This is a genomic window from Schlesneria paludicola DSM 18645 (genome assembly GCF_000255655.1).
Taxonomy (GTDB): Bacteria; Planctomycetota; Planctomycetia; order Planctomycetales; family Planctomycetaceae; genus Schlesneria; species Schlesneria paludicola.
This window is the reverse complement of sequence record NZ_JH636436.1, coordinates 476,916-489,836: the sequence shown is the minus strand read 5'-3', so window position 1 is coordinate 489,836 and position 12,921 is coordinate 476,916. Positions and strand designations below refer to the sequence as shown.

The window sequence follows — 12,921 nt, the reverse complement described above, 5'->3', positions numbered from 1 at the left end:
AGATAGGATCGTGCCCGCTCGAACAATCATCTGAACGAGGCCGACGACTGGGGGCCATCCAAGTCTTCGGCACATCTTTTCCGGTTAGCTCTACCGCTATCAATCTCCAACTTCTGTCGCTGCGGCGGCGGGGTTGGTGCGTTGTGCTCGCACTGTCAGAAGGATCTGTGGCGCACATTTTGTGCGCCGGCGGAAGACTGGCAGCGGTTCGGCTTTGTTAAGGGGGTGCAAGATGCAACCCGGCATGACGCCGTCCGTCCGCGCGGAGATGACCTCCGCTCATTCCGAACACACAACACCCGATTTGAATCAAGCGGTCCTGATCGCGATCCAGGAACGCCTGGGAGCCAAGCGATATGGCCTGTGGTTTGAAGGCAAGGTCAAGCTCGCAATCACAGACGATCGACTGACTGTCGCTGTGGGCAGCCCGTTCTTATTGAACTGGATGCAAAAGCAGTTTCGCACGGAACTGACGTCCGCTGCACAATCGGTATTGGGCCCTTCTGCGCAAGCGAATTTCACCGTCGATTCCGCTTTGGCGATCACGTCGGCGACGGGTTCGTCCCAATCCTCCACGGGCGTCCCAACACGCGACAAGCCCGCGAAATCGCCACGCGCCCTGGCGGCAGAAGCCAGCACACCTGCGATCCAAGGCTCATCCGCGAGCCCCACGACAACCCTGCCACCCAATCGCAGTCGGCGACTCGCAGACTTGAATGATTTCGTGACAGGCCCTCAAACCGAACTGGCGTTGACAGCAGCTCGCCAGTTGGGCAGCGGTCAACCGGTCCCATTCAATCCGCTTTATATTTGCGGCCCCGTGGGATCGGGCAAGACACACCTGCTCGAAGGAATCTGTCGGCAACTCAAACGCACCCAGCCTTCCGCGAATGTGTTGCTGATCACGGCGGAATCGTTTGCAAATTACTTCACGCAAGCACTACGCGATCACTCGCTGCCCAGCTTCCGTCAGCGCTTTCGCAGCGTTGATGTGCTGATTGTTGACAATGTGGAATTCTTTGAATCAAAGCGCGTGTTTCAAGAAGAATTCCTACACACGTTCGTTGAGCTCGCCGATCACGGTCGCACGATCGTTCTGAGCGGGACACGGCATCCACGCGTCTTGACCAAATTGAGCGACGAGTTGGTCTCGCGTTTTCAATCGGGACTGGTCTGCCGCCTGGAAACCCCTGACGTCGCGACACGGCTGAAAATTGTCCAGGTGAAAGCCGGACGAATGGCCGGCGAATTCGCGACGGAAGCCCTGGAACATATCGCGCAACGGTTCCAGGGAAGTGTCCGAGAACTTGAAGGAGCGTTGAACTGCCTGCAAACGTACTATTCGATGACCAAGAAGAAGGTCACGCAATCAACGGCACGCGACGTTCTCGCCGATCTGGAACGCGACTGCATGCGATTGATCCGACTGGGTGATGTCGAACGCGTTGTGTGCAACCTGTTTGGAGTGCGCCCCAAAGACCTGCAGTCGGAAAGCCGTGTCCGGACCATCAGCCAACCGCGAATGCTGGCCATGTTTCTAGCAAGAAAGCTGACGCCTTCGGCCTACACAGAAATCGGACAGCACTTCGGTGGCCGCAACCACAGCACCGTGATGTCGGCCGAACGAAAAGTGCAGCAATGGCTCGAACAGAACGAGACGATCCGCGTCGCGTCGCAATCTTGGTCGATCGGTGAGATTGTGCAGATGCTTGAGCAGCAGTTGATGGCGGGCTGATTATTGCGGGCCGTCAAAAGCGGTCCCTGCACTCAAAAAAACAGCGGAACGACAAAAGCAGAAACATGGGCACTTCGGCGTGCCCCACTGGCGGTCGTCTTGACCCGCCAGTGGCACCCCCTCGTAGGCGCGTTCCTCATTCGCTCTTGAGCTCAAACGTTGCTTCGACTTCGACGGCGATATTTGCAGGCAACGACCCCATACCGACGGCACTTCGCGCTCCACGCCCCTTCACCTCGCCCCAAACTTCCACCATCAATCCGCTAAAACCGTTGATGACCTGCGGGTGATTGGCGAAATCGGGCGTCGCATTCACCATCCCAAGGGTTTTGACGAGCCGCTCGATCCGATCCAATGAGCCCAATTCGCGGCGCAAGGTCGCAAGCATGGTGAGGCCAACTTGACGTGCCGCCTTGTGGGCATCGACTTCCGACATCGTGTCGCCCACCTTTCCAGAAATCATTGTGCCATCGTTTCGCACGGGGCCATGCCCCGACACGATGGCCAGATTTCCGACGATCAGCACGGGATGATAAATCCCCCCGGGCTTGGGTGCTGGTGGAAGTTCAAGACGCAATTCGGCAACGCGGGCTTCGGCACTCATGGAATTCCTTTCGAGAAAAGATGTGATGACGTGATGAAAATCCATCATACTGATGACAACCCAGGCAAGAAACCGAATCGCCGGGGTGGCGCAGAATCCGACAACTGACGTAGAGTCGCTCGACCGCAGTCACCCTGTCTCTTAGAATCAGGGACGCTGCAGTCAACATCTCCTGGGGACGTTCGCCAATGCCCGAAGAAACAGTCAGAATCGCGTTGATCGTTCTGGTCGGGTTCGCCGTACTGGTGATGGTCATCTTTTTGGCAGTCATCGCGGCGTACTTCAAACTCTGGCTTCGCGCCTTTGTCACCCGTGCTCGCATTGGTCCATTCGCTCTGTTGTGGATGTCACTGCGAAAAGTGAACCCGACGGCGATCGTCGACGCCAAGATCATGGCCGTACAGGCGGGACTGCGTGACATCACTACGAATCGTCTCGAAGCGCACTATCTCGCTGGCGGGAACATCAAGAACGTCGTTCGCGCGCTCATCGTGACTCACCGCGCTCGCATTGAGCTCGATTGGAACACCGCGGCAGCCATCGATCTGGCTGGTCGTAATGTGCTGGAAGCGGTTCAAACCAGTGTCGATCCCAAAGTGATCGACTGTCCAGATCCGAAATCATTTGGCCGAACAACGCTCGACGGCGTTGCCAAAAACGGAATTCAGTTGAAAGCTCGAGCCCGCGTCACGGTGCGAACGAACCTTGCCCAACTCGTGGGTGGTGCCACGGAAGACACGATCGTCGCACGGGTTGGTGAAGGAATTGTCTCGGCCATCGGCTCCTGCAACACGCACAACGAAGTGTTGGCCAATCCAATGCTCATTGCCAAAACGGTGCTCGCCAAGGGACTCGATTCGCAGACCGCGTATGCGATTGTGTCAATTGATATCGCGGATATCGATGTCGGTGACAACATCGGTGCCCGGCTTCAGGCCGACCAGGCAGAAGCCGACATGCGTATCGCTCGAGCGAAAGCGGAAGAGCGGCGCGCTCGGGCCGTGGCAGCCGAACAAGAGATGAAAGCACTCACAGTCGAGAACCAGGCCAAGGTGGTTTTGGCCGAAGCCGAGATCCCGCTCGCAATGGCCGATGCATATCGGTCGGGATGCCTGCGTGCCGGCGCCTCAAAGAACGGTTCCGCTTGATCTCTAACGGAAGCTCTCACGTCACAAGGGATAGGGCGGCGAAGGAATTTCATTGGCGGCTCATCGCCAAGACGTGCCCGATGGAGTGCGTCACGAATCAAAAAATCGGAAGCCACTGCTGCGCCAACGCCCCGTCCCCAGCGGGAATGCCTTCAACACCGGCGGGAACGTCGATTGACGCGGCAAAGCCTTCCAGGGACACTTCTCAGACGGCGAGTGCGTTCGTTTTGCTACCGCCCTCAGACGGTCGTCGGTCAAAGGAGTGACTCGACACATGCTCAACTTGCGTCATCGAGTGGAATTCTTCGCCTTTCAATCAATCGTCTGTTTGATCGATTGTTTGTCTCCGCGTACGGCAGCATGGTTCGCTCGCCTATTCGCCACGTTCATTCATTACGGCTTGCCCCGAAAATGGACTCGTTTCAAAGTCGCGCAAGACAACGTCAAACGCGCTTTCGGCGACCGATATACGTCGGACGAAGTGGACCAAATCATTTACGAGATGTGGGTGCATCTCTTTCGTACCGTTGTCGAATTCGTGCATTCCGCGCGGAAACTCCATTTGCACACCTATCGCCAGATGGTGCAGTTCGCCGATTTTACGCGAACGAACGACGCAATCTGTTCGGGACGGCGCGTCTTGATGCTCGGTGGCCATTTCGGCAACTGGGAAGTCGGAACCTCGCTGTTCGGAATGTGGGGGTTTCCGATGGGGATCGTCGCACGAGAAATGGACAACCCATATCTGCACGACTGGTTCCGCAAGCAGCGCGAACTGACCGGTCACCGAATGTTGCTGAAATCCGGTGACTATGACGAAATGATCCACCTGCTTGAAAAAGGCGGAAATCTGGGCCTGCTTTGCGATCAGGATGCAGGCCCACGCGGGATTTTCGTCGATTTCTTCGGCACCCCTGCTTCAACCTTCAAGTCGATCGCCTTACTGGCACTGGAATACGACGCGCTGATCATGGTGGGCTATTCGATCCGCCTGCCCGATCGTTCCGATGATCGATTTGGAGCACGCTTTGAAGTCGGCTGCGAAGCGGTGATCGATCCAAGACAGATCACCAGCGGCGATCCGGTCGGCGAGATCACTCAGCAGTACACCTCCGCACTGGAACGCGCGATTCGAAGAGCTCCCGCGCAGTACTTCTGGGTCCATCGCCGCTGGAAGAGCGAACGTCGTCAAAAAAAGGCGGCCACGACCGAACAGACGCCGCGCATGGCGGGATAAGGGAACTCACCGAATTTGATGAACGGAACCTTCCGCAGGTTTACGCTCGTCGACATCCCGGAAATGCGAACCTCCTCTGCGCTGAAATCTCTTGAGTGATTGACTCACCCTTGCCGCTTGTTATTATTTCGCTAATTAGCGAAACACCAAATTAACGAGGCGTGCCATGAACGATGCATTCCAGGCACTCAGCGATCCCACTCGGCGAGACATTTTGCGATTGCTGCGTGAGCGGGAAATGACCGCCGGTGAGATTGCGGACCAGTTCACACTCGCCAAGTCGACGCTTTCCGGCCACTTCAACGTCCTGAAAAATGCCGGACTGATCGTCGCAGAGAAAACGGGCACCACGATTACGTACAGCATGAATCTGTCGATCGTCGAAGAGACGGTCGACACGCTGATGGAGATTTTCGACGTGGGTCAGCTGAAGCAGCCGCGCCGAGCCAAAGCAAACAAACCGCAGATCGTCGGCGACCCACCGCGGTGACAACTTGCGGTACTAACCCCAAACGTAGGGCAAGTGCTTCGTCACGGAAGCCGATGAGGGTGCCACTCGATACAGGCAAACGTCGCGAAAATTTGGTCAAAGCATTTTACGTGCAATGAGTGCCCCGTATTGCAAAGGCCCTGAATCATGCGAACTCAATGGCGTATTGAAGCACCTCAGCTATTTCTCCTCGTGGCGATGTTTACTGCCGCGATTGTGGCTTGGCCGTGGGCCCCTGTTCAGATTCCCGTGCATTGGAACCTCGCGGGTGAAGTCGATCGATTCGGCAGTCGATTGGAAGGTCTCTTCATCCTCCCTGTGATCGCAACGGGGCTGTATCTTCTGCTGCGATTCCTGCCACGGATCGATCCGGCTCGCGTAAACTATCCGTCATTCGCACCGGCATATACCGTCATCAGGATTTCGCTCTTGATTGTCATGACGGTCATTCATGGTTGCTTGCTGTTCGCGGCTTTGGGCTATCAGGTTCAAGTGGGGCAGATCGTTCCGATCGTCTTGGGTGCGATGTTCATCACACTAGGAAACGTGATGGGAAAGCTGCGCCCCAATTGGTTTGTGGGAGTGCGAACCCCCTGGACGCTCTCGAGTCGCCGATCATGGAACAAGACTCATCGATTGGCCGGTTGGCTGTTCGTCGCGATGGGCGTTGCGGTCGCGGGAGTTGGTGTGATTGCGTCGGCATGGACCATGGCCCTGGCGATCGCCGTCAACATGATCGCCATTCTGTGGATGGTGATCTATTCGTACCTCGTATGGCGCGGTGACCCAGACCGTTTACCCGCCACTGCAGTCTCACCCGAAAACACGAAATAAGACAGTGATGAATCGGGACCAGAATCAATTTTACAACGTCTCAACTCATCGCCAAGATCGAGCTTCGAAGCTGATTGAAGTAGGCAAACGGTGCCGAAAAGTAGGCATCTGGTAGAACACGGTACAGTCGCAAGGCCGCGTCAACGTTTGACCAGCCGACCTGAGCGGCCAGCGTGAATGCCGTCATTCCTTTCTCGAGTCGCTCCGCCTGAGACGCGAAGTTACAGAACTGCATCGTGGTTCGACCGGGGAAATAGGCAAATCGGATTCGCGGACGCAAGGCAATTTCGCGAACGAGCGGCCAATCAAACGCCTGGACGGCTTCAATCAACGTTGGTCCCACGACGTGCGCCTGCTCGTGACGGAAATGCGCTTCAAACACAATCTGTTTCTCGCGTTCGGATAGTTCACGATCGGCCGCGATGGCGGCGTGCATGCGATTCAATGGGTCAAGCAATTCCGAAGGGATGAAATCAGAAGCATTTGCATGCTGGCCAAATTCGCGACTGAAATGGAAGTTGACGTACGAATCGATGCAAACGCGACGATTGATTTCTCGAAAGACATCGGCGAACTCGACCAACTTCTCTTGTTGCTGCCGTCGACGCTCGGGCCGACCGAAATATTGCCACGAAAGGACGGACCCCAGAGACATACCGAAGCGAAAGTATCCTCCCGACCATAAGGCCCCGTGTGCCGCAATCAGCGGAAACGTGTGATTGCCACGGGAAGCCAGGTACAGATGTCGGTAAAGCGTCGCCCGCCGCGAAAGCGCTGCCAGTCCGCCCGCAAGCTTATGGGCTTCTTCTTGTCGTTCAAAGAAAGAATGTGCTAGACGTTCGTTTAACATGCTTCGACTCCTTAAAAGGAAGAACGTTCCCAGCCACTCGCAGCCCTTCAGAACGAAGGGGACAGGCTTGCTGAGCACGAAGAATGTCGCCGCGGTTCCGAGAACCAAAAGAGGCTGCGACATGTTTTCACACGCTGTTAGACCGTGCTCGACGAAGTTCATTAACCGGGATTTCATCAAAGAATCGAAAGTTCTTTGTTGGTGCCAAAATCATCCCGACGTTCGCCAAAGAACGGCCCGACCACCGGCTTTCATTCTGCGTGCTGTGCGCCACTGCGCTCGGTGACGCCTGTATTATTGACGATCCATTCGGACAGGCGTCGCTTCGGACACTACGGCAACTTCTACCGATCTTCGACTGGATCAATACTTCAAGTTGCCACTGCGAACGCCTCGGCAATGGTTCGTCTGTAACGAACCTTAATTTGGAGTGTTTAGCGAGCTTTTACCGTCAAGCACATGCGAAACGCTGCCGATTAAATCGACTGGATCAGTTGTAGATGGATTGTCTACCTCATCGATAAAGATTAATGAACATCTCTCACTCCAACACTCCCCCGGGCGATCTTACCCCGCCATCACGGATGAACGGTCCACGTTCGTCGCGTTGGCCAATGATGGGTTTGATGTCACTTTCGGGCCTGCTTGTCGTCGCGTGGGTCGTGATCATCACTTCGATGGTCCCCTCGTCCCAGCCAATCTCTGCCGCGACGAAGCCAAAGAGCACGGACGCGGTCCCGGAAGAAAATCCCCAGACCCGGGTCAAATTGAACTATTTCTCCGCGTCGTGGGCACGCGTCTTCCAAGACCTGGCCGAAACGGGTGATATGGAAATCGTCGCGGACAAGATGCCGCACGGGCGATTTTCGCGCACCGATCGAACGATGTACACGCGTGCTGAAGCGATGCGGATCGTCAATAAGGAACTGGAAGAACAGGGATTGAGACTGATCGAAAAAGGCCAGTTCCTGATTCTGATTGAAATTCATACTCAGAAACCGAACTATCCACCTGCGGTCCTACCCAGGAAGCCGTCGCCAAACTCTGCACAGCAACATCTGGATGAGGCCGCGGCTCCGCGTCGAATGCAGTCGGAGACTGTTTCAGCATCACGCGAAAAGGCCGTTGATCGCGCAGGCTATCAAGAACCTGCCCCAGAGCGCCACGCTGACGCCACCGCTCGCCGCGCATCGCCAGTTCGTCAGGCGACCTCACGCAATAGCACGCGGGAATCGCGTCCCGTGCGACAGGCCTCGCTGGATGAGTCGAACTCCGATACCTCCGCAGGGCGTGGCCGCCACATCATCGAGAATGATCTTGCCACAGAGTTGAGCGATGTCGGTGATGCCGCTCCGCACACCACCTATCGGACGAAGAATCTGGCCGCGGTCGAACTCTCGAAGCGAATCTATCGCGCCATGAAGTCCGAGGCCGAGCTGTTGGACTCGGGTCGATTTGGCCTGCCCGCCTTCCGCGTGGTTAGTCCCGAGTTCAAATCGGTTGATCCGTCCTCGCCAAAAGCAGCACAGCCCGCCACCATCGAATTCATGATCTCGATCGATGAAGAGCGCAATGAGCTCTTGATCGATGGCACGGCAAAAAGCATTGATGCAGTCATGAAACTCTTGAGAATCATCGATCGTCCCGCCAACCAGGATGTCCAGACCCAAATCAAAGCGACGTCGAAGTACGTCTGCCAGGTCGCAGATCAGCTTCCGGCCGAAATCGATCGATTGCGGGCCGCCGCCAATTCACGAGCCCTGGCACGTCACGCCACAGAGGGCAAACCAGTCTGGCTGGCGGACGAAAATCAGCGGCGTATCCCCGACGATGCCCAAGAAGAAGTCCCACCCCCGAACGAGAAGGCTCCTTCCCGAGACCAGTCTGTCGAAGAGACGCTGGGCAACTTCAAGGGCGAAGTAAACATTGAAGTGATCGATGACCTGAATGTGATGATCATTCGCGGCAATCAGCGCGATGTCGATCAGATCATGAAAGTCATCAAGCAGATCGAAACACTGAGCGAAGCGACGGCACCGGAAGTCCATCTGATCCATTTGAAGAACGTCGATTCCGAATCACTCGCAGAACTGCTGACATCGGTCTATGAAAAGCTGACGAAGTTCCCGGGCCGCGCGACGCAACCGCATCAAAGCGTGGCGATTATTCCGGTCTCGAAACCGAACGCACTGCTGATCGTGGCCCCAGGCGCTGAAGTCGAATCGATCCTGGACTTGGCCGATCAACTCGACCGCCCGGTTGACCCACAGACCGAGTTTCAGGTGTTCCAGTTGAAGTCGGCCATTGCGACGGATATTCAAGAGATGATCACCGAGTTCTACAAAGAGCGTAAGGCGCTCGGTGCCAAGGTTCTGGTGATTGCCGACTCTCGTTCGAACTCGGTCATCGTCCGCGCCCGACCTCGCGATCTGGACGAGATCAAAGAGCTGATCCTGAAAATGGATCGTGACGAAGTCGGTGCCGTAAACCAAGTCCGAATTTTCGTCCTGAAGAACGGCGTCGCAACCGAAATGGCTGCCGTGATCAACTCGGCCATTCAAAGTGTGCTTGCTCCGCCGCGTGCAGCCAGCAGTTCAGGTCAGAATGCCAATCTGGGACTGGGCGGCGGTCAGATCGACGAGCAATTCAAGGGAGTCAAATCGTCCGTTCTGCAGTTCCTGACGGTGGAAAAAGGAACTTCTCGACAACTTCGTTCGGGAATCCTATCCGATATCCGCGTCACGCCTGACGCCCATGCGAACTCGTTGATTGTAACCGCCTCCGAGAACAGCATGGAGCTGATTGCGGCGCTGATTCAGACACTCGATCGCCCGACGAATACCGTCTCGGTGATCAAGGTCTTCACGCTCGAGAATGCGGACGCGAACCAGATGGTGCAGCAGTTGAATGCCCTGTTCAACGGTCAACAGCAAGGTGCCGGAAATACGATTCGTCAGCAGTTGGGAATCGCACTGGCCAATGCCGACGACGCGAGCAGCAGTCTGGTTCCGATGAAGTTCTCGGTCGACACGCGAACGAACAGTGTGATTGCGACAGGCAGTGCCGACGCCCTGCGAGTCGTCGAGGCGATCTTGCTGCGACTGGACGAAAGCAATCTGCGGGCACGGGTGAACGAAGTCGTGCGTTTGAACAACGCCCCGGCAACGTTGATCGCCACAGCTGTGACGCAATTCTTCCAGCAGCAGCGCGATCTGTCGCAAACCGATCCGAACCTGGTCAGCAATGTGGAACAGGTCGAACGCGAAGTGATCGTGATCCCAGACACGGTCTCGAACAACTTGCTGGTGAGTTCGACACCGCGGTATATGCCCGCCATTTTGAAGATGATTGCGAAGCTCGATTCCGAGCCGAAGCAAGTCGTGATTCAGGCCATGATTGTGGAAGTCCAACTGAACAACACAGATGAGTTCGGAATTGAGCTTGGACTGCAAAGCCCCGTTCTGTTTGATCGCAGTACGAAAGACCAGCCCGTCGTTCTGACCACGACTTCGACGCCGATCGGACAAACTCAAGTCACATCGCAAACGTTGCTGTCGCAGGCAGGATCACCCGGGTTCAACTTCAATAACCCCGGCGTTCCCCTGGGGAACAACATCCTGGCTGCCGCGGGTACGGTGGGTGCGCAAAGCCTAACCAACTTTTCACTGGGCCGAACGAACAGCGATCTGGGGTATGGTGGCCTGGTACTGTCTGCCGGATCGAACTCTGTCAATGCGTTGCTGCGAGCCTTGTCCGCTAGCCGCAAGATTCAGATCCTTAGCCGCCCACAGATTCGAGCACTCGACAGCCAACCCGCTTCGGTGTTCGTCGGTCAGAACATTCCGACCGTGACAGCGTTCAACACCAATGCGACGACGGGAGTCATTTCACCAATTCTGACGCAACAGCCGACCGGGATCGGAATGGACGTGACGCCTCGCATCAATCAAGACGGCAATATTGTCATCCAACTGTATGCGTACCGAAGTCAGCTCAGTAAAGAAACGGTGAACGTGACGACGGATTCGCGCGGTCAACCCGTCGGACAGCGAATTACGGATCTCAGTAACGTTCGTTCGACCGTACTCGTTCCATCGAACAGTACGATCGTGATCGGTGGAATGATCAGTTCGCGCGATGAAGCGTCGGTTCGCAAAGCCCCCTTCCTGGGCGACCTGCCGATCGTCGGACATCTGTTCCGCTACGATTCGCGAGCCTCGATTCGTAGCGAGCTGCTGATCTTTCTCACACCGCGCGTCGTGAACGGTCCGATCGAAGAAGAATGTCTGAAGGATATCGAAATGGGCCGCATTCACTTTATCGAGGGCGAGGCCGAAGCGATGCATGGTCCACTGCGCGCGATTCCTGCCGAAGAAGTCTTTGACGACGCCGAGCGATGGGTTGCACCTGGCTCTATCGTCGCACCTGGTGCGGATCTGGTCCCACCACAGCCCACCCCGCTGAATCCTGTGCCGAGCAACACTGTCCCCAATGCAAGGCCGACAGAGCTGGTTCCAGCAAAGCCCACAGAGTTGCCACCCGCCAAACCGACGCAGCCAAATCAACCGACGTCGGACAGCCCCGTTCCACCGGCACCCGATCAAAAGATCCAACAATTGAATGCCATGCGGTCCGCTGCGACGGAAACTGATGATACGCCACCAGAACGCGTCACGACGGCCAATTGGACAGCACCAGAACCTGATAAGAAAAAATCCACGAAACCAAAACGCTGAAACGAACACCAGAAACAAGATTGAAGCGTCTCGATCAATTCCGGCAAAGCCAGTCGCGAACGCAGATTGAATTAGGTGGGCAATTGACCACGGCAATGTCAAGAATCATGTCGACTTCAGGGGTCGTTTTGAACGCACGATGCCCCGAGATCGCAGCGGAGTTTGTGAAGATGTTTGGCACTCGATCCCTTCTCATGATCCTGTCATGCAATGTTCTGCTATGCAGCTCATTCGGATGCGCGACGTTTCATTCGCCTTTTGAGAAGAGACTGCCGAAAGCCACCGCCGCCAATCCTGCTGTCCAGATCATCGGCCTATGGCAGCATGCCGATGGGAACGATCCAGATGGACGCCCCTGCAAGGGATTCTCTGGTCAGATCTTGTTTCTATCAAATGGATCTCCCGTTCCACTCAAAGTTGACGGAGATGTTCGGATCTACTTGTTCGACGATCAGGGCACACTCGAAGAACAAGCGAAGCCATTGCGTGTGTTCGAATTTGATAGTGGGTCATGGGATGTTCATCTGGCGCAGTCGACACTGGGGCTGACTTATACCGTGTTCATTCCCTACACACGGCGCGGCGTCAATGATGCCAATTGTTCATTGCGGATTCGCCTGAAACCCAAGCAGGGCCCCACTGTCTTTTCCGATTTCTCGAATATGCCCTTGAATGGGAACAAAAAGCCACAACGCGGCGACGACGCAAAGCCGTTCTCGGACGAGGAACTGAAGAAGATTGCGACCGATGCCATGACGGGAGAACTGCGACGGACCACCACCATCAGCACGGGTCCGAACCCACAAACGATAGAATCGACGGCCGGAAGCAAGGCCGCGCCGCCACCCAACCCGATTCAACTCGCGTCGCATCAAACGACGGAGCAGCCACCCGCAACCTCGACTGATTCCGATCGCGTGAAGCGACTTGAGGCGATGGTGCAACAACTCCTTGAACAGAAAGCCAGTGCCGCTGCATCCTCGGCCACGGCCCCCATAGTCGCGGCCCCCGCCGAACTAAATGCGGAACAAGCATCACCTGCCAATAACGCATTGCATTCACGTCAGATCCGAATGCGACGTCGCGACGAGCGCCCGGCCGCCCCCGCTTCGCGCCGCGGACATCCGCTCGACGATGACGACATGGAATCCACCGGCATGCGTACGAACAGACGTTCAGTCGATGCAGAGGCCTTCTCGGGACATCAAGGAACCGAACCAGACAGGTTGTCCGCCAATTCCGCGGATGAAACGGAGCCCTATCGACGCACGGCGCGCTGATGCAATC

The 12,921-nt window shown here is 56.1% G+C and carries 9 protein-coding genes; 7 read left to right on the top strand and 2 right to left on the bottom strand.

Annotated features, from left to right (window positions below; genetic code table 11):
* Positions 1–232 precede the first annotated feature (232 nt).
* Complete coding sequence (gene dnaA, locus OSO_RS46365) at positions 233–1,735, top strand: chromosomal replication initiator protein DnaA (protein ID WP_010587518.1); 1,503 nt, start codon at positions 233–235, stop codon at positions 1,733–1,735.
* A gap of 136 nt (positions 1,736–1,871) precedes the next feature.
* Here the strand turns inward: dnaA and OSO_RS0135200 are convergent, their stop codons facing one another.
* Positions 1,872–2,339 (bottom strand): RidA family protein, encoded by a 468-nt coding sequence (locus tag OSO_RS0135200; protein WP_010587517.1) that lies wholly within the window; start codon positions 2,337–2,339, stop codon positions 1,872–1,874.
* 188 nt (positions 2,340–2,527) lie between these two features.
* On the opposite strand from OSO_RS0135200, the gene floA reads away from it, so the two are divergent.
* The 4 genes from floA (at position 2,528) to OSO_RS0135175 (ending at position 6,048) form a co-directional block, all read left to right on the top strand.
* Entirely contained in the window at positions 2,528–3,487 is a 960-nt protein-coding gene (gene floA / locus OSO_RS0135195; protein WP_010587516.1) for a flotillin-like protein FloA, read from the top strand.
* A 274-nt stretch (positions 3,488–3,761) separates the two neighbouring features.
* A complete protein-coding gene (locus OSO_RS0135185; protein ID WP_010587515.1) occupies positions 3,762–4,724 on the top strand; it encodes a lysophospholipid acyltransferase family protein in 963 nt (320 codons plus the stop codon).
* 166 nt (positions 4,725–4,890) lie between these two features.
* Positions 4,891–5,214, top strand: coding sequence for an autorepressor SdpR family transcription factor (locus OSO_RS0135180; protein WP_010587514.1), 324 nt, complete (start codon positions 4,891–4,893; stop codon positions 5,212–5,214).
* A gap of 147 nt (positions 5,215–5,361) precedes the next feature.
* Positions 5,362–6,048, top strand: a complete 687-nt coding sequence (locus tag OSO_RS0135175) for an SdpI family protein (protein WP_010587513.1) — start codon at positions 5,362–5,364, stop codon at positions 6,046–6,048.
* A gap of 40 nt (positions 6,049–6,088) precedes the next feature.
* Here the strand turns inward: OSO_RS0135175 and OSO_RS0135170 are convergent, their stop codons facing one another.
* Entirely contained in the window at positions 6,089–6,898 is an 810-nt protein-coding gene (locus OSO_RS0135170) for a hypothetical protein (RefSeq protein ID WP_010587512.1), read from the bottom strand.
* A gap of 626 nt (positions 6,899–7,524) precedes the next feature.
* On the opposite strand from OSO_RS0135170, the gene OSO_RS0135165 reads away from it, so the two are divergent.
* Both OSO_RS0135165 and OSO_RS0135160 read left to right on the top strand, forming a co-directional pair.
* Positions 7,525–11,634 carry a secretin N-terminal domain-containing protein gene (locus OSO_RS0135165; protein WP_010587510.1) on the top strand — a complete coding sequence of 1,370 codons (4,110 nt, stop codon included), beginning with the start codon at positions 7,525–7,527 and terminating at the stop codon, positions 11,632–11,634.
* Positions 11,635–11,804: 170 nt separating this feature from the next.
* Positions 11,805–12,914: a hypothetical protein gene (locus OSO_RS0135160; RefSeq protein WP_157605899.1), complete on the top strand. Its 1,110-nt coding sequence runs from the start codon at positions 11,805–11,807 to the stop codon at positions 12,912–12,914.
* The last annotated feature ends 7 nt before the right edge of the window (positions 12,915–12,921 follow it).